Raw genomic sequence first — 17,837 nt, forward strand, 5'->3', positions numbered from 1 at the left:
ATGCCGGCCTCGACCGACATTGCGCCGCGCGCGGGTTATCCCGCGCAAATGCTCTCGGTCTCGTGGGGGGCGCTGGCGCAGCTCGTGCGCACGCCCTCGCATTCGCGCCGCGCTGAGGCTGCGCGAAAGCTGGCGCGGCATTCGTTGTGGCTCAGCGTGGCGGGGGTGGCGGTGGTCATCGCCCTGATGCTTGCCTTCGATCAGACCGAGATTCAGGCGATGCCGGCGCGCGGCACGCCCGGCCTGTGGCCGATCCGCATCCTCACCGATTTCGGCAAGGATGAGAATGTGCTCTCCGTGCTAGGGGTTGCGCTGGTGACCTTGGCGCTCGTCGCCGCGGGGCTTCACGGCACACGCCGCGCGCTGCTGCTCGGTCTCGGAACGCGGCTCCAGTTCATGTTTCTGTCTGTTGCCCTGTCCGTGTTCGTCGGTGAGATCCTGAAATACCTCATCGGCCGCGGACGTCCGTTCGTCGGCGGCAAGGCCAATCCGTTCAATTTTATCCCGTTCGATGGAACGGGGGCTTATTCCAGCCTGCCGTCGGGCCATGCCGTGACGGTGTTCGCCTTGGCGTTTGCGGTCTCGGCACTGTGGCCGCGCCTGCGGGTGTTCATGTTTACCTACGCCATCGTGATCATGCTGACCCGTCTGGTGCTGCTCGCGCATCACCCGAGCGACGTCGTGGCCGGCGCGCTGGTCGGCATGGTCGGCGCCATGGCGGTGCGCTACTGGTTTGCGGCCCGGAGGCTTGGCTTTGCCATCCGCGCCGATGGCACCATTGTGGCTCTTCCGGGACCGGTCACGGGACGGCTCAAAAGGGTTGCCCGCGGGGCATCCGCCCCATAAAAGCGGCTGCCTGCCGGGGCCGCCGGTTCCCCAGGGTGCGGGCCAATTCCAACCACGAGCTTTCGATTTGTCGTCGTCCCAGCCTTCGGTTTCCATCGTCGTTCCCGTGCGCAACGAAGCCGATAACATCGCGCCCCTGATCGAGGAGATCAGCGCGGCGCTCGACGGCCGCTGGGACTACGAGATCATCTACGTCAATGACGGCTCGACGGATGCGACCGGCGAGCGGCTCGGCACCATCATGACGCGGCGGGACAATCTGCGGCAGCTTCTCCATGCCAGGTCAGGCGGTCAGTCGGCCGCGGTGCGGAGCGGCGTTCGTGCCGCGCGCGGCGCGATCGTGGCGACGCTCGACGGCGACGGCCAGAACAATCCAGCCTTCCTGCCGGACCTGATTGCGGCGGTCGAGAAGGGCCCGCGCGTCGGGCTCGCCGCCGGCCAGCGGGTCGGGCGCAAGGACACCGGCTTCAAGAAACTCCAGTCGCGTATCGCCAACGGCGTGCGCGGATCGATCCTGAAGGACGGCACGCGCGACACCGGTTGCGGGTTGAAGGCGTTCCGGCGCGACGTATTCCTGATGCTGCCTTATTTCGACGGGCTGCATCGCTTCCTGCCCGCGCTGGTGCGCCGTGAGGGCTACGAGATCGCCTATGTCGACGTGATCGACCGGCCGCGCCATTCCGGCGTGTCAAACTACGGCTTCTTCGACCGGCTGTGGATCGGGATCATGGATCTCGCCGGCGTGTGGTGGCTGATCCGCCGCAAGAAGCCGACACCAGATGTGACTGAGGTAAACGCGTGATCATCCAATACGGCCAGGCGCTGAGCAATTATTTCTACGACGTCTTCGTCGCCAAGTTCGACTTCTGGCTCGCGTTCGGCTTGATCGCGCAACTGTTCTTTACCGCACGTTTCCTGGTGCAGTGGATTGCAAGCGAACGCGCCGGAAACAGCGTGGTACCGATAGCGTTCTGGTTCTGCTCGATGGGCGGCGGCCTGATGACACTGGTCTACGGCGTGGTGAAGCGCGAGCCTGTGATCATCATGGGACAGCTGTTTGCGACCATCATCTATCTCCGCAACATCATGCTGATCGTGAAGAACCGCGGCAGCGCATCGAAAACGCTGGATCGCTGAGGTCGACTGACCGTCAGCGCGGCAACGCCGACGCCGCACCTGATGCGGGCAGGGCGGCCGCATCCGCCTCGCTTCTGCGATGGGGCTCGCCCGCCGCATCCAGCACTGGATAGGCGACCGAGCAGATGTGCGAGTGGATACGGCGCAAATCGCGCAGCACGTCGAGATGTAGCGACGTGGTCTCGATGGTCTCTGGACGGCCTTCGCGCAGGCGGTCGAGATGGCGCTCGATCGCGGCAAGCTCGGTGTTCTTCAGTGCCGTCTTCTCGACGAGGAGCTTGCGGGCCTCGTTGGCGTCGCCGGACATGAACACGCCGAAGGCGATCCGCAGCGACTCCATCGTGCGCTTGTGGAAGGCGGCGAGCTCGTCGGCGCCTTCGGCCGAGAACTGGAAGCGGCGCTTGATCTTCTTGGTGGCAAGCTCGCTCAGATTCTTGTCGATGATGTCGCCGATATGCTCGAGGTTGATGGCGAAGGAGATGATCTCCATCGCGCGCCGGCCCTCGCTCTCGTCGAGGCTGCCGCGGGTCAGTTTCGTGACGTAGAGCTTGATGGCCTCGTCGAGGCTATCGACGACATTGTCCATCTTCGAGACCTGGTCGACCAGCGTGCGGTCGCCGGTCATCATCGCGGCCATCACCTTTCGCAGCATGACCTCGACGAGGTCGCCCATGCGCAGCGCCTCGCGGGCGGCATCGGCAAGCGCCAGTGACGGGGTCTCCAGCGCGGTCTCGTCGAGATAGCGCGGCCGGGCCGGGTCGGCCTCCTGGACGCGATCTGGCAGGAGCCGGGTCAACAGGCGCGACATGGTGTCGAGCAGACCGATGAAGACCACGGCCGTTCCAACGTTGAAGGCGATGTGGAAGGCGGCCGTCATCCTGGCGAGATCCGGCTGCCAGGCATGCATGTGCCCGGCGATCACGTTCAGGAACGGCAAGACGAGGACGATCCCGACCACGCGGTTGACGAGATTGCCGACCGGCAGGCGGTAGCTCGCGGGATCGTCGCGCCTGGCGCCCTCGAACACGGGGTTGATGGCGCTGCCGAGATTGGCCCCCAACACCAGCGCCAGCGCCGCATAAGGGGTGATGAACTGCGAATAGGCCAGCGACATGATCAGGAGCACGCTGGCGACGCTCGAATGCACAGCCCAGGTGACGAGCGCTGCGATGACGATGCACAGAACGGGATCACCAGTGACGGCGGCCATCACGACGCGGACGCCGGGCGCGTTCTCTGCCGGCGCCAGCGTGTCGAGCAGGATGTGCAGCGAGAGCAGCATCAGCCCAAGGCCGATGCAGACGCGGCCGATGTCCTTGATGCGCGAGCGAGCGCCCGAGCGGAAGGCGACGAGGCCGAGCACGAACAGTACGGGGGCGACGGCTGCGATGTTGAACGATAGCACCTGCACGATCAGCGTAGTGCCGACGTTCGCCCCGAGCATGATGGCGAGCGCGGCAACGAGGCTGAGCAGGCCCTCGGCCGCGAAGGAGCTGGTGAGGAGCGCCGTCGCCGTGCTGCTCTGGAGCAGCGCAGTCAGTCCGAGGCCCGCGGCAAAGGCGCTGAAGCGGTTGCTCAGCGCCTTGCCGAGCAGGCGACGGAGGTCGGGGCCGAAGGCGCGCAGAATCCCGCTGTGGACCATGTGCAGGCCCCACAGCAACAGCGCCACGCCACCCATCAGATCGAGCAGAACCAACGTTCCCATGCTCCGTGTCCGGATTAGAGTCGAAGGGTCAGGCTAGCGCCAAACGATCGTGGATCAAACCCTTTGTTGGCGGGTCGGCGTTAACGTTTGCGGTAGCTGCGCGTTCCCGAGGCGCGATGCCTTGTGAGCAGGCTCACATTGCCGCTTTGAGGGCAGCAAAGCCGCTGTCAAGATCGGCCTTGAGGTCGTCGACGCTCTCGAGCCCGATGTGCAGACGCAGCGTCGGGCCGCCCGGCGCCCACTTGGTCGCGGTGCGATAGCCATCGCAGTCGAAGGGAATCGCCAGGCTCTCGAAGCCGCCCCAGGAGAAGCCCATGCCGAAGAGCTTCAGAGTGTCGAGCATCGTGTCGACAGCCTTCTGCGGCGCCGGCTTCAGCACGATGCTGAAGAGGCCCGAGGCGCCGGTGAAGTCGCGCTTCCAGATCGCGTGGCCGGGATCAGTTTCGAGCGCCGGATGCAGCACGCGCGCGACCTCGGGTCTAGCAGCGAGCCAGCGCGCCATGTCGAGCCCCGAACGATGATGCTGCGCAAGCCGCACCGACAGCGTGCGCAAGCCCCGTAGCGCGAGGAAGACGTCGTCGGGGCCGGCGCAGACGCCGAGCTGGCGGATGCCTTCGGCAATCTGCGGCCAGGCCTTGGCGTTGGCCGAGATCGTGCCGAACATGATGTCGGAATGGCCGCCGATATATTTGGTGGCAGCCTGCATGCTGATGTCGACGCCCTGGTCGAGCGAGCGGTGATAGAGCGGCGTCGCCCAGGTGTTGTCGTCGATCACGAGCGCATCGCGCGCATGCGCGACCTCGGCGATGGCACGGATGTCGGGCATCTCGAAGGATTGCGAGCCCGGCGCCTCGATCAGCACGGCGCGGGTATTGGGCTTGAACAGCTTTTCGATGCCCGCGCCGATCAGCGGATCGAAATAGCAGGTCTCGACGCCGAAGCGGGCCAGCAGGCCATTGCAGAAATTGCGTGAGGGCCGATAGACGTTGTCACAGACCAGCAGGTGGTCGCCGGCCTTCAACACCGCGAGCAGGGTGGTGGAGATCGCCGCCAACCCCGACGGCGCGATGCCGACGCCGGCGCATTGCGGTCCCTCCAGCGCCATCAGCGTGTCCTGGAACGCCCTGGTGGTGGGGGTGCCGTGGCGGCCGTACTGGAACTCGCCGCGATGGGCATGCAGGTCCTCGGCGGTCGGATAAAGCACAGTCGAGCCGTGAACGACCGGCGGATTGACGAACCCCTTCTGCGCCTTGGTGTCACGGCCGGAGGTGACCAGCCGGGTCTCGGCATGCTGTTGGGAGGGATGCGAAGAATCCATGCGTCTGCTTTCAAAAGTGCTTCCGATGGACGCGCGTCGCGCCCCGCGGGTCGGCCGGAGGCCGCAGGAATTAATAACAGAACACAGAAGAGTCCCGTCAACCCCTTGACCCGGCTCGCCAGTCGTTCTGTGATGCGCAGGTGCTATTCAGTCGCCGCATGTTGAGGGGCCTGCCGCGACCTTCGATCCATCGTCTGACCGGACCTTGCGCCATAGCCAAAACGGCGGGCGCCTGTGGTGGGGATTAAGGTATGGCCTTTCAGGGATGGGCGGGTGTTCGGCAAGGTTTTCCAGCATGACTCTTGCAAGGCTAGCCTTTTTACGGGGAAAGTCCTGGCGGAGACGATCCTGAGACAACGTTCCTGTCCTTGAGACGACTTTGAAAGGCCCAAAGCCCATGAAACGCGTAGCCCTGGCTCTCACTCTTGCCCTCGCCGCCGGCCTCTCCGCCCAAGCCGCCGACGCGCAAACGCTCAAGACCGTCAAGGACCGGGGCGTGCTGTCCTGCGGCGTCAGCCAGGGCCTGCCGGGCTTCTCGGCGCCCGACGACAAGGGCAACTGGACCGGGCTCGACGTCGATGTCTGCCGAGCCATTGCGGCCGCCATCTTCAACGACCCGACCAAGGTCAAGTTCGTGCCGACGTCCGCCAAGGATCGCTTTACCGCACTGCAATCCGGCGAGATCGACGTGCTCTCGCGCAACACCACCTGGACCATCTCGCGCGACACCTCGCTCGGCGCCAACTTCACCGGCGTAACCTATTATGACGGGCAGGGCTTCATGGTGAAGAAGTCGCTCAAGGTGAATTCGGCGCTGGAGCTGAACAGCGCCTCGGTCTGCGTCCAGACCGGCACCACCACCGAGCAGAATCTCGCCGACTACTTCAAGGCCAACAACATGAAGTACGAGGTGATCGCGTTCGGCACCAACGACGAAACGGTCAAGGCCTACGAAGCCGGGCGTTGCGACGTCTTCACCACCGACCAGTCCGGCCTCTATGCCAATCGCCTGAAGCTGGCGAATCCCAACGATCACATGGTGCTCCCGGAAATCATCTCGAAAGAGCCCCTGGGGCCGATGGTGCGCCACGGCGACGACCAGTGGTTTGACCTCGTGAAATGGACGCTGTTTGCCATGGTCACCACCGAAGAGCTCGGCATCACCTCGAAGAATGTCGACGAGAAGGCCAAGATGGAGAACCCGGAGCTGAAACGCGTCCTCGGCTCTGACGGTAATTTCGGCGAACAGCTCGGCGTGACCAAGGACTGGGTGATCCGGATCGTGAAGGCCGTCGGCAATTACGGCGAGGCGTTCGACCGCAATGTCGGCGCGGGCTCGCCGCTCGCCATCAATCGCGGTCTCAACAATCTCTGGAATAAGGGTGGTCTTCAGTACGCGCCGCCAATCCGCTGATCCGCTTGATCCGCAGGCCAGGGGCAAAATGAGCACCGAGGCTCGTAAAGCGCCGCTCCAGATCGCGCTGAAGATCAGGCGACTCCTGGGTGGCAAGGCAGGCTGGAACGGCGTCGCCGTCCAGTTTGCCTTCGCGGCGGTCCTGGGCTGGATCGCCTACGAGATCATCTCCAACGCCCGCGCCAATCTCGAAAACCAGCACATTGCCGCCGGTTTCGGCTTCCTCAGGAACAATGCCGGCTTCGACGTCAATCAGACCCTGATCTCCTACACCGGCTCCGACACGTTCCTGCGGGTGTTCGTGGTCGGGCTCTTGAACACGCTCGTGGTCTCGGTGGTGGGCATTGTCTTCGCCACCGTGATCGGATTTGTCGTTGCGCTATGCCGGCTGTCGCCGAATTGGCTGCTGTCGCGTGTCGGCGAGATCTATGTGGAGATCATCCGCAACCTGCCGCTCCTGTTCCAGATCCTGTTCTGGTATCTGGCAGTGCTCGCCGCGTTACCTAATCCGCGCCAGAGCATTTCGCTGTTCGGCCTCGCCTTCATCAGCAATCGCGGATTGGTTATTCCCAGCCCGATCGGCGAGCCCGGATTGATGCCGTTCATGGCCGTGCTTGCGGTCGGCATCGTCGCCTCGCTGGCGCTCCGCACCTATGCGCGTCGGGCACTGTTTCAGTACGGCCGGATGATCAGCATCTGGCCTTACGTGGTCGGCTTGCTGTTGGGGCTCCCGCTGGTCACGATGCTGGTGTTCGGTCTGCCCTTCACTGTCGAGCTGCCGCAGCTCAAGGGTTTCAATTTCGCCGGCGGCTCGCGGATCATCCCGGAATTCGTGGCGCTGACGCTGGCGCTGTCGACCTATACCGCCGCCTTCATCGCCGAGATCGTGCGCGCCGGCATCCTGTCCGTCCACGCGGGGCAGATGGAGGCGGGATCGTCGCTGGGCCTGAGCCGCGGCACCACGCTGCGGCTGATCGTCGTGCCGCAGGCGATGCGCGTGATCGTGCCGCCGTTGACCAACCAGTACCTCAACCTCACCAAGAATTCCTCGCTGGCGGTTGCGATCGGCTATCCTGACCTGGTGTCGGTGTTCGCCGGCACGTCACTGAGCCAGACCGGGCAGGCGATCGAGATCATCGCCATGACGATGGGCGTCTATCTGCTGATCTCGCTCATTACCAGCGGTGTCATGAGCATCTACGGGTGGCGCATCAGCCGGAGCCTCGGCGCATGACCGACATCACTGCGTCATCCTTCGTCCGTCAGGACCTGGTCGCCGAGCGTCCCGCGCCGGTGAAGACCACCGGCTTCATCGGCCTGCTGCGCACCCGCCTGTTCAATTCGCCGACCAACATTCTGCTCACGATCCTGGGTGCTTTGCTGCTCTGGTTCACCATCATTCCGTCCGTCAGGTTCCTGATGGTCGATGCGGTCTGGATCGGCAAGGACCGCACCGCCTGCCTCGCCGAGAACGCCGGGTTTACCGTCGGCGCCTGCTGGCCGTATATCCAGGCCAAGCTGCCGCAACTGATCTACGGCTTCTATCCCGAGGCCGAGCGTTGGCGGGTCAACCTCGCGCTCGTCCTGGCGGTGGCTCTGCTGCTGCCGCTGCTCATTCCCCGCCTGCCGGCGAAGGGGCTCAACGCCGGCCTGTTCTTCTTCGCCTTTCCGGTGGTCGCGTTCTTCCTGCTGCATGGCGGCGGCATCACCGGATTCGGCCTGAGCTGGACGGCCGGCGCGCTGGAATTGTTCGACGACAGCATCACTAGCGCCGGGCGGGCCCTGCTCAGCCTCAGCAAGACATCGGCCATCGCGCCGCTGCTCTGGGTCGTCGGCAACCTCGTCGTGCTGGTCGGCACCGCGATCCATTGGCTGATCTTCCCGCTGACCTGGCTGCGCGATCAGATCCAGGCGACGGGCCAGTCGGTCTGGGTCGATTTCGCCATCACCACCGCGTGCATCTCGCTGATCGTCTTCTTCCTCGGCGGCGGCCTGCGGAGCGGCGGGCGCGCCTTGCTCGCGAGCATCGTCGCTTTCATCGCGATCGCAATCGTCATCAAGCTGATGGGACTTGATCACGGCGGCCTGCCGATCGTCGCCACGAATCTGTGGGGCGGCCTTTTGGTGACGCTGGTGGTCTCCGTGACCGGCATCGTCACCTCGCTGCCGATCGGCATCGCGCTGGCACTCGGCCGGCGCGCTTCGATCCCGCTGATCCGGATATTCTCGATCGCCTTCATCGAATTCTGGCGCGGCGTGCCGCTGATCACCGTGCTGTTCTTCGCCACCTACATGCTGCCGCTGTTCCTGCCGGGCAATTTTTCGGTCGACGGCCTCGTGCGCGCGCTGATCGGCATTGCCCTGTTCACCGGCGCCTACCAGGCCGAGAATGTCCGCGGCGGGCTCGCCGCGATCCCGCGCGGGCAGGGGGAGGCGGCGGCGGCCCTGGGGCTGTCCTGGTGGAAGACGACGTCGCTGATCGTGCTGCCGCAGGCGCTCCGCCACGTCATTCCGAACCTCGTCAACAGCTTCATCTCGCTGTTCAAGGACACCTCGCTGGTCTCGATCGTCGCGTTGTTCGACCTGTTGGGCTCGTTGCGGGCGTCATTCTCGGATCCGAAATGGTCGACGCCGTCGACTGCGTTCACCGGCTTCGCCTTCGCCGGGATCATCTATTTCCTGTTCTGCTTTGGAATGTCACGCTACTCGCTCTTCGTCGAGCGCCGCCTCAACGCTCACCGCCGCAACTGATCGAGCTCACCATGTCCGATAGTCCCATCGTCAACATTTCCGGCCTCAACAAATGGTACGGCGAGTTTCACGTGCTGCGCGACATCGACCTCGAGGTCGAGAAGGGCGAACGCATCGTGATCTGCGGGCCCTCCGGCTCCGGCAAGTCGACCCTGATCCGCTGCATCAATGCGCTGGAGGAATTCCAGGAGGGCGAAATCGTCGTCGACGGCATCGAGCTCGGGCCGAACCTCAAGCACGTCGACGCGGTGCGGCGCGAAGTCGGCATGGTGTTCCAGAGCTTCAACTTGTTTCCGCATCTCAGCGTGCTCGACAATTGCACGCTGGCGCCGATCTGGGTGCGCAACATTCCCAAGAAGGCCGCCGAAGAGACCGCGATGAAATTTCTGGAGCGGGTCAAGATCCCGCATCAGGCCAACAAGTTTCCGGGCCAGATGTCCGGCGGCCAACAGCAGCGCGTCGCGATCGCCCGCGCCCTGACCATGAACCCGAAGGTGATGCTGTTCGACGAGCCGACCTCGGCGCTTGACCCCGAAATGGTCAAGGAAGTCCTCGACACCATGGTCGACCTTGCGAAAGAGGGCATGACCATGCTGGTCGTCACCCACGAGATGGGCTTTGCGAAGGAAGTCGCCAACCGCGTGGTCTTCATGGATGCCGGCCAGATCATCGAGGCCAACACCCCGAACGAATTCTTCGCCCATCCGCAACACGCGCGCTCGAAGCTGTTCCTGAGCCAGATCCTGCGCTGATCTCCGGGAACTCCCGGAGGCGTCGTCGATCGGCCGGCCAGGCCCACGAAATCAGTTAGACTCTCCGCGGGCCATTCCTTCGGAGAGCAACCTTGCAGAGCAGCGCCGGCGCGCGTGCGTTCCACCTGGGAATCCCTCTATGCCGGCGTTCCCGTCGTTGCCAAGCTCGGCGACGCGTCTTCGTCGCGCGCCGACGGTTCGATCGTGGCGGCCGTCGGCCTCAATGACTGGGTCGCCGAGGATGATGATGGCTATGCCGCGATCGCGTGCAAATATGCGGCGCAGCCGGCTCATCTGGTGAAGTTGCGCGCGGAGTTGCCGGCTCAGATCGCAGCCTCGCCCGCCGGCAATGTCGAAATCTACACGAGTAGGGTCGAGGCTGGCTATCGCCAGTTCTGGCGCGACTATTGTGCCTCGGCTTCGAACGGCAGCGAGGGCGCTTGACGAAGCTGACCGGGGGCGAAAGCCTCAAATTGCTGAAACTGGCTTAGTCTTCCGGAAACCATGGACAGGCGCGCGGCCGCGCTAGTTCACAGCTCCGAAAGCTATCGCCGCGCATATGGCGCCAAAAGGGTACGCCAATGCTTGGTTTCGTGTTCGGCCTCAATGCCCGTCTCGGGCGCTTGCATTTCTTTCTCGCCTCGGTCGCGCTTGCGATCGTGATGACCGCGATCTGTTTTGCGATCGCGATGGCGGTCCTGCGCACCACCTCACCCAGCATGATCCGGGTGGAAGACCTCGTGAAGAACTGGGCGATCATCGCCGCGATCGTCTTCTTCGGACTTGCGACCTTCACGCTGCAATCGATGCGCATCCGCGACATCGGCTGGGATCCGGTCTGCGTGATCCCGGCCTGGCTCGCGCTCATGATCGTCGATCACGTGGTCGCGACCCGGTTTCCGGCCTGGGCCTTCGGCCATGAGCAACAGGGCACGGCCGTCGGCGGGCTGGTCAATCTCGGACTGATGCTTGCGCTCACGTTCTGGCCGAGCGCCGACAGCGAAGGCTCTTACGGCACGCCCGCGCCGCCGCGCTCCAGCGCCAGGTCCTCGGTTTCGAACGACCGCCTGGCGCGTATATCGCAAGGCCCGGCACGTCCGACCTGGAGCTAGGTGGACCTAAACGAACGGCGGCTTGATGTTGCTGCGCTTCTCCAGCCATTCCGGCACCGGCAGGTTCTTGGCGCGCATGAAGTCGGCGTTGAACAGCTTCGACTGGTAACGGCTGCCGGAATCGCAGAGCACAGTGACGATCGTCTTGCCTGGCCCGACCTGCTTGGCGAGGCGCACGGCGCCGGCGATGTTGATCCCGGTCGAGCCGCCGAGGCACAGGCCCTCGTGCTGGAGCAGTTCGTAGATCACAGTGACGGCGTCAGTGTCGGGAATGAGATAGGTGTCATCGACCTCCGCGCTCTCGACGATCGCGGTCGCCCGGTTGAGGCCGATGCCCTCGGTGATGGAGCCGCCGGGCGTGGCCTTGGCGTCGCCGGTCCTGAAGTATTCGAACATGCCGGCACCGTGCGGATCGGCGCAGGCGATCCGTACGTTCTTGTTCTTTTCTTTCAGATAGCGGCTGGTGCCTGCGAGCGTGCCGCCGCTGCCGACCGAGCAGACGAAACCGTCGACCTTGCCGTTGGTCTGCTCCCAGATCTCGGGGCCGGTCGACTCGTAGTGCGCCTTGGCGTTGTCGAGATTATTCCACTGGTCGGCGAACAGCACGCCGTTGGGCTCGGTCTTGCGGAGCTCGTCGGCGAGCCGGCGGCCGACATGCTGGTAGTTGTTTGGGTTGGCATAGGGCAGGGCCGGCACTTCGATCAGCTCGGCGCCGCACAGCTTCAAAAAGTCCTTCTTCTCCTGGCTCTGCGTCTCCGGGATCACGATCAGCGTGCGGTAGCCGCGGGCGCTCGCCACCACGGCAAGCCCGATGCCGGTGTTGCCGGCGGTCGCTTCCACCACGAGCCCGCCCGGCTTCAACTCGCCGCGCTTCTCGGCCTCCAGGATCATCCATTTGCCGGCGCGGTCCTTCACCGACTGGCCGGGATTCATGAACTCGGCCTTGCCGAGAATGGTGCAGCCGGTCAGTTCCGAGGCGCGCTTCAGCTTGATCAGCGGGGTGTTGCCGATGGCTTCGACAACGTCATTTTTGATGGTCATGTCAGGCAATTACCGGCTGGTTATGACGTGGGCGCCGACCCTAAAGTAGGGTCGCCGGCCTTACAAGCGACCCCTTGCAAGCCGATCCCCGCAAACTCTTATTGCTGCTTTGCGAAGATGACCTGCCGGACGTCGATATTCCCCGACAGGAATCCGGCCTCGCAATAAGCGAGATAGTACTCCCACAGCCGCCGGAACCGGTCGTCGAATCCGAGCGGGACGAGGCCCGGCCAGGCCGTGCGGAAATTATTTCGCCAGGTGGCAAGCGTCTTGGCATAATCTTGCCCGAAGATGCGCTCGCGGATGACTGGGACGCCGAACCTGTCCCCGAGCGATTTGAGCACGGCGGGCGAGGGCAGCATACCGCCGGGAAAGACGTAGCGCTGGATGAAGTCGACCTCGCGCCGGTAGCTCTGGAAAAGCTTGTCCTGGATGGTGATGGCCTGGATGCCGGCAAGTCCGCTCGGCAGCAAGCGGTCACGCAACTGTGCGAAGTATCGTGGCCAGAACTGCTCGCCGACCGCCTCGATCATCTCGATCGAGGCGATCCGGTCGTAGCGGTCGCGCTCGTCGCGATAGTCCTGGAGGCGGATCTCGACCTTCTCGGCCAGCCCCGCTTCGTGGATGCGCTTCCGCGCGAAGTCGCGCTGCTCGGTCGAGATCGTCAATCCGACCACGCGCGCGCCGAAGCTCTTTGCGGCGAATTCAGCGAAGCCACCCCAGCCGCAGCCGATCTCAAGCAGCTTCTGGCCCGGCTTCAGGTCGAGCGCCTCGGCAAGCCGGCGATATTTATTGGTCTGCGCCGCCGTGAGATCGGTGGTCGATTCGTCGAACAGCGCCGAGGAATAGGTCATACTGGGATCGAGCCAGGCCGAGTAGAACGCGTTGCCGATGTCGTAATGGGCGTGGATGTTGCGCCGCGCCTGGCGGCGGGTGTTGCGGTTGAACCAGTGCTGCAGCATCTGGACGAACCGCATCAGCGGCTTGTCGCGCAGCATGGCCTGGATCAGATCGTGGTTGACGCAGAACAGGTAGAGAAACTGTGTCAGGTCCGGCGTGTCCCAGTCGCCGGCGAGATAGGCTTCCGCGATCCCGATGTCGCCGCCGTTGATCAGGCGCGAGGCGAAGCCGTAATTGTGCAGCCGCATCGCCGCATTCGGACCTGGCTCCTGTCCGCCAAGCCGGATCAGGCGGCCGTCGGGTAGAGTGACGTCGAGCGTGCCGCGCCGCAGCCGTGAGCCGAACGAGAGCGCAAGGCGCACGATGCGCGGTAGGTCCGCGAGCGCTGTCTCCACATTATCGGGCGTCACCGGGATGACATTCGACATCGGCTGATCCATCGACTGAACGGATACTATCCGACCGCGAGCCAAGCGCGCCCCACCCTCCATTTTGCCAAACCCGAGCGCGCCCCGCATACAGTCAGCGACGGATAGTATAGGGGCGCGTTCTGTCGGCCGCCAAGCTGGTTTCGTCGCCATGCTGCCCTGCGACATCAGGTCGTGGCATCAGCCGCTTACCCTTCAGCCAAAGCCGTAGTGCTTCCCAATGGATCGCGGCCATCACCTTGAAGCTCACGAGCGGCAGGGCAACGAACGATCGCAGCAGGGCGAAGGACGTCAGCGCCCGGCGGCGCCCGTTGAAGGTCGCCGCCAGCAGCGGGCCGTCGCGGTCAGTCTCCAGGATGCGCAGCTTGACCGTGTCGGACGGCGGCAGGAGGCGGAAATGGTAGCGCATCGACATCGGCACAAAACCGACATCACCGCGCAGCCGAACCGGACGCGGTTCTTGAACGCGGCCTGGAGCTGCTCGACGTTAGCGCTGGCTGCCGCCCTTGACCGTGCGCCAAATCGGCCGGTCGTAATGCAGCAGGCGATGGTTGTCGAAGAAGGCGACGAAATTCTCGGCCGGAAAGCCGAGCATGTCGTTTGCCGGCTCCGACCAGATCGCCCGCGCCCATCAGCGCGAGATAGTCGGTCAGGAGCCGCTTCGAAAATCCTCGTTGATGGAAATAGTCGTCGAGCGTCAGTCCGGCGAGACGGCCGTTGCGCAGGTCGGCGGCGCTCTCGCAACCGAACCGGGAATCTGCGCGAGCATCCGCAGGTAGGACGGGGAGAGCAAATTACCAGGCTGGGCAACAGGCCCGCACCCATCGTCCACCAATCATTCGAACCGGCCGCCCTCGGCTGACACCGCAAAGCTCATGCAGCTTGCGACCGTCTCGACGCCGAGATGCGCGAACATCGCCGTCAGATCGGGATAGTTGAACGCGTTGTAGACAATGAAGCCGATGTCGACCGCAATCGGCGTGCCCTGATAGTCGATGGTGACGGTGTGGCTGTGGCCGCCGGGGCGCAGCTCGCGGTCATAGACCGTTACCGGATAGCGCTGTGACAGCGTCCAGGCCGCCGCGTTGCCGGCGATGCCCGTTCCGATGACCGCGATGCGCATGTGTAAGTGTCCCCGCCTGTCCAAGGAACAGGTACGGTGCACCGCGGCGTGGGTTTCAGTGGAGCACGAGCCGGGATCGGTGGCTTCGGCGTCAGTGTGGCAGCAATATCACATGAAATCTTGGTAAGCTTGCCGCCGTTTCCGGATGTTTCGGAAATGAGAGAAAGCCTTGCAAGGCAAGCATATCTTGCTGTTTCGAGGATCGAGCAAGCGGCTCTTTCGGAGGTATGTTTCGCAGGTGCGGGACTGTCCCGCAGTTCCGCGCCCGGCTAGTATGGACTTCAGGTTCCGAGAAAAAAGCACCACCGCTGTGAACGAATTGCAGACTGCTTCCTCACGATCCCGCCGCGAATCGGTTAATCCGGCTTCGCGGTGGCGGTTCGGTCTGCCCGGCAGGGGGTGGATGTGACACAGCGAATTCCGGCGGTCGCCGCGCGGCGACCCTTCGGCCCTGATTCGCGGATGTTACGTGCGGCGCGCTGGCTTGCGGTGCTATGCCTCGCGACAACTTCTGGTGCGTGCGTCCTCACGCAGGATCAGCCCGATCCGGCGCTCGATGTTCCCGCCCAGTACAAATACGCCGGCAAGGCTGACGCGCCGCCGACGCTGGATTGGTGGCGCGGCTTCCGATCCGCCGAGCTGACGCAGCTGATGGAGGAGGCGCAGACCGTCAACCTAGACATCGCCGCCGCCGTCTCGCGCATCGTCGAAGCCGACGCCCAGGCGCGGCAGGCAGGTGCAGCTTTGCTGCCGAGCCTGTCGGGAAGCGGATCGGAGACCTATTCGCGCACCTCCGGCTCGAGCGCGTCGGGTCTGACCAATGGCGGGCGCGAAGTCGTCAATTACTCATCGTCGCTGAGCGCCAGCTACCAGCTCGATTTCTGGGGCCAGAACCGCGATGCGCTGCAAACGGCGGAAGAGACCGCCAATGCCAACCGCTTCGATCGCGACGTCGTCGCGCTGACGACGCTCGCAGGCGTCGCCAACGCCTATTTCCAGGTGCTGGCTTCGCAGGACCGGCTGCGCACCGCCCAGAATAACATCGCCAGCGCGCAGCGCATCCTTGATGCCATTCGCGAGCGCCGCAAGGCCGGCACCGGCACTGATCTCGATGTCGCCCAGCAGGAGAGCGTGGTCGCCAACCAGAAGGCGCTGGTGCCGCCGCTGCGCCAGACGCTCGACCAGAACGTCAACGCGCTCGCCGTGCTGGTGTCGCGGCCGCCGGAGAGCGTACGCGTGCTCGGCGGCTCGCTGAACAAGATAGCCATCCCGCGCGTCACGCCGGGCCTGCCGTCGGAGATTTTGACGCAGCGGCCTGACATCCGCCGCCAGGAAGCGCAGCTGGCGTCCGCCACGGCGAATATTGGCAACGCCCGCGCGCAGTTTTTTCCGACAATCCAGTTGACCGGCAATGGCGGTTATCAGAGTTCGGCGCTAGTATCGCTGTTCCAGCCGCATGCGGCGTTCTTCCAGCTCGTTGGCAGCGCGACGCAACCCATCTTCGACGGTGGCAAGATCCTCGGCAATTTCGAATTCGCCAAGGCGCGGCAGGATGAATTGCTCCAGACCTACCGCAAGACCATCGTCCAGTCCTTTGCCGACGTAGACAATGCGCTGTACTCGATCAAGCAAACCACGATCAAGCTGCAATTGCAGCGCGATGTCGTTACCTCCTCGAAGCGCGCGTTCGATCTTGCCGAGCAGCAATTGCGCGCCGGCACCGCCGACATCGTGACCGTGCTGAACGTCCAGCAGACACTATTTCAGGCGGAAGACGCGCTGTGGCAGGCCCAACTCGCACGGCTTCTTGCCATCGTCAGCCTGTATCAGGCGCTCGGGGGCGGCTGGGAGCCGCGAATGGAGAAACCGGTCAATGCTCTTTAAGCCGGACGCAAAGGATGATGCGAAGCAGGCGACCGCGAAGAAATCGCGCGGCCGCGGCCTCGTCATGACCCTGATCACGCTCGCGATCCTCGGCGGCCTCGGTTATCTCGGCTGGACCGTCATGCATCAGCAGCCGCAGCAGGCGAACGGCCGCAACCAGCGCCCCGATTTGCCGGTGCCGGTGCTGGCGGCAACGCCCCGGGTCCAGGACGTACCGGTCTATCTCGACGGCGTCGGCGCGATCCGCGCGCTCAACACCGTGACCGTACGCTCGCAGGTCGACGGCAAGCTGATCGCGGTGAATTTCACCGAAGGCCAGGACGTCAAGAAGGGCGACGTGCTCGGCGAGATTGATCCCGCGCTCTACCAGGCGACGTATGACCAGGCCGTCGCCAAGAAGGCGCAGGACCAGGCCCAGCTCGCCAACCAGCGCATCGACCTGACACGCTATGAGCAGCTTGCCGCCTCCAATGCCGGCTCCAAGCAGCAGGCCGACACCCAGCGGGCCGCGGTCGCGCAGACCGAGGCGCTGGTCAAGGCCGACCAGGCCGCGATCGACAACGCGGCGGCGACACTGAGCTACACCAAGATCGTGGCGCCGCTCTCGGGCCGCGCGGGTCTGCGTCAGGTCGACCAAGGCAACATCGTCCACGCCGCCGACATCACCGGCCTCGTCGTGATCACGCAGTTGCAGCCGATCGCGGTGTGGTTCAGCCTGCCGCAGCAGCAGATCATGCGGGTCAATGCGGCTGCCGCCAAGGGCGCGCTCGCGGTCGACGTGTTCGGCAATGACGGCGTCACCGTGATCGACACCGGCAAGCTGACCGGCATCGACAACCAGGTCGACCAGACCACCGGCACGCTCAAGCTCAAGGCGGAGTTCCCCAACGCCCAGTACCAGCTCTGGCCAGGCCAGTTCGTCAATGTCCGCCTCAAGGTCGAGACGCTGATGCAGGCGCTGGTGGTGCCGACGTCGGCAGTGCAGCGCGGACCGATCGGTACCTTCAGCTACGTCATCGGCGAGGGCGACATCGTCTCGGCCAAGCCCGTGACGGTGACGCAGCAGAACGAGCATGACGCGGTGATTGCGAGCGGCCTGTCGCCGAACGACCGGGTCGTGACGACGGGCTTTGCCAATTTGTCCGACGGCTCCAAGGTGATCGTCGGCCGCGACGAGCAGACGCCATCCGCCGATCTCGCCCCGCGCAAGCGCACGCGCGCGCCGGACGCTCAGAAAAAAGACGGCCAGAAGGACGGGCAGGCCAAAGACGGCCCCTCGAAAGATGGCGCAAAGGATTGGCAGGAGCGCCGCGCCAAACGGCAAAGCAGCGAGGGCGACCAGAAGGGCCAGACCGGTCCGGCACCGGCGCAGGCGGCTGGCTCATCGGGAAGTGGAGCCAAGCAGCCATGATCCCGACAACAGCCG

General features: G+C 64.3%; 15 protein-coding genes and 2 pseudogenes. 11 read left to right on the forward strand and 6 right to left on the reverse strand.

Annotated features, from left to right (window positions below; translation table 11 throughout):
- The 3 genes from ABIB73_RS00310 (at window position 1) to ABIB73_RS00320 (ending at window position 1,983) form a co-directional block, all read left to right on the forward strand.
- Window positions 1-846, forward strand: coding sequence for a phosphatase PAP2 family protein (locus ABIB73_RS00310; protein ID WP_354220307.1), 846 nt, complete (start codon window positions 1-3; stop codon window positions 844-846).
- Window positions 847-913: 67 nt separating this feature from the next.
- Window positions 914-1,648 carry a glycosyltransferase family 2 protein gene (locus tag ABIB73_RS00315; protein WP_354220309.1) on the forward strand — a complete coding sequence of 245 codons (735 nt, stop codon included), beginning with the start codon at window positions 914-916 and terminating at the stop codon, window positions 1,646-1,648.
- A complete protein-coding gene (locus ABIB73_RS00320) occupies window positions 1,645-1,983 on the forward strand; it encodes a lipid-A-disaccharide synthase N-terminal domain-containing protein (RefSeq protein ID WP_354220311.1) in 339 nt (112 codons plus the stop codon). The genes ABIB73_RS00315 and ABIB73_RS00320 overlap by 4 nt, the downstream gene beginning before the upstream one ends.
- A gap of 13 nt (window positions 1,984-1,996) precedes the next feature.
- Here the strand turns inward: ABIB73_RS00320 and ABIB73_RS00325 are convergent, their stop codons facing one another.
- Window positions 1,997-3,688: a Na/Pi cotransporter family protein gene (locus ABIB73_RS00325; RefSeq protein ID WP_354220313.1), complete on the reverse strand. Its 1,692-nt coding sequence runs from the start codon at window positions 3,686-3,688 to the stop codon at window positions 1,997-1,999.
- Between the two features lie 133 nt (window positions 3,689-3,821).
- Complete coding sequence (gene metC, locus ABIB73_RS00330) at window positions 3,822-5,006, reverse strand: cystathionine beta-lyase (protein ID WP_354220315.1); 1,185 nt, start codon at window positions 5,004-5,006, stop codon at window positions 3,822-3,824.
- 397 nt (window positions 5,007-5,403) lie between these two features.
- Here metC and ABIB73_RS00335 point away from each other — a divergent pair, with 397 nt between their 5' ends.
- From ABIB73_RS00335 to ABIB73_RS00360, 6 genes and pseudogenes are all read left to right on the forward strand, one after another.
- Window positions 5,404-6,420 (forward strand): amino acid ABC transporter substrate-binding protein, encoded by a 1,017-nt coding sequence (locus tag ABIB73_RS00335; RefSeq protein WP_354220316.1) that lies wholly within the window; start codon window positions 5,404-5,406, stop codon window positions 6,418-6,420.
- A gap of 28 nt (window positions 6,421-6,448) precedes the next feature.
- Window positions 6,449-7,654, forward strand: coding sequence for an amino acid ABC transporter permease (locus tag ABIB73_RS00340; RefSeq protein ID WP_354220318.1), 1,206 nt, complete (start codon window positions 6,449-6,451; stop codon window positions 7,652-7,654).
- Complete coding sequence (locus tag ABIB73_RS00345; protein ID WP_354220320.1) at window positions 7,651-9,171, forward strand: amino acid ABC transporter permease; 1,521 nt, start codon at window positions 7,651-7,653, stop codon at window positions 9,169-9,171. The genes ABIB73_RS00340 and ABIB73_RS00345 overlap by 4 nt, the downstream gene beginning before the upstream one ends.
- An 11-nt stretch (window positions 9,172-9,182) precedes the next feature.
- Window positions 9,183-9,923, forward strand: a complete 741-nt coding sequence (locus ABIB73_RS00350; protein WP_354220322.1) for an amino acid ABC transporter ATP-binding protein — start codon at window positions 9,183-9,185, stop codon at window positions 9,921-9,923.
- A gap of 120 nt (window positions 9,924-10,043) precedes the next feature.
- A pseudogene (locus ABIB73_RS00355) lies at window positions 10,044-10,367 on the forward strand (O-linked N-acetylglucosamine transferase family protein); the annotation flags it as partial.
- Between the two features lie 137 nt (window positions 10,368-10,504).
- On the forward strand, window positions 10,505-11,035 hold the full coding sequence (locus ABIB73_RS00360) for a DUF805 domain-containing protein (RefSeq protein WP_354220324.1): 531 nt from the start codon (window positions 10,505-10,507) through the stop codon (window positions 11,033-11,035).
- Between the two features lie 6 nt (window positions 11,036-11,041).
- On the opposite strand, the gene ABIB73_RS00365 is transcribed toward ABIB73_RS00360, so the two are convergent.
- From ABIB73_RS00365 to ABIB73_RS00380, 4 genes and pseudogenes are all read right to left on the reverse strand, one after another.
- Window positions 11,042-12,076 carry a cysteine synthase A gene (locus ABIB73_RS00365; RefSeq protein WP_354220326.1) on the reverse strand — a complete coding sequence of 345 codons (1,035 nt, stop codon included), beginning with the start codon at window positions 12,074-12,076 and terminating at the stop codon, window positions 11,042-11,044.
- A gap of 98 nt (window positions 12,077-12,174) precedes the next feature.
- Window positions 12,175-13,404, reverse strand: coding sequence for a class I SAM-dependent methyltransferase (locus tag ABIB73_RS00370; RefSeq protein ID WP_354220328.1), 1,230 nt, complete (start codon window positions 13,402-13,404; stop codon window positions 12,175-12,177).
- Window positions 13,405-13,498: 94 nt separating this feature from the next.
- Complete coding sequence (locus ABIB73_RS00375) at window positions 13,499-13,819, reverse strand: DUF1365 family protein (protein ID WP_502918376.1); 321 nt, start codon at window positions 13,817-13,819, stop codon at window positions 13,499-13,501.
- An 8-nt stretch (window positions 13,820-13,827) separates the two neighbouring features.
- Window positions 13,828-14,527: pseudogene (locus ABIB73_RS00380) on the reverse strand (NAD(P)-binding protein); the annotation flags it as partial.
- Window positions 14,528-14,926: 399 nt separating this feature from the next.
- Here ABIB73_RS00380 and ABIB73_RS00385 point away from each other — a divergent pair.
- Window positions 14,927-16,411 carry an efflux transporter outer membrane subunit gene (locus ABIB73_RS00385; protein ID WP_354220330.1) on the forward strand — a complete coding sequence of 495 codons (1,485 nt, stop codon included), beginning with the start codon at window positions 14,927-14,929 and terminating at the stop codon, window positions 16,409-16,411.
- Window positions 16,401-17,822: an efflux RND transporter periplasmic adaptor subunit gene (locus ABIB73_RS00390; RefSeq protein WP_354220332.1), complete on the forward strand. Its 1,422-nt coding sequence runs from the start codon at window positions 16,401-16,403 to the stop codon at window positions 17,820-17,822. The genes ABIB73_RS00385 and ABIB73_RS00390 overlap by 11 nt, the downstream gene beginning before the upstream one ends.
- Window positions 17,823-17,837 lie beyond the last annotated feature (15 nt).

The sequence above is a fragment of the Bradyrhizobium sp. F1.4.3 genome, from assembly GCF_040548375.1.
Taxonomy (GTDB): Bacteria; Pseudomonadota; Alphaproteobacteria; order Rhizobiales; family Xanthobacteraceae; genus Bradyrhizobium.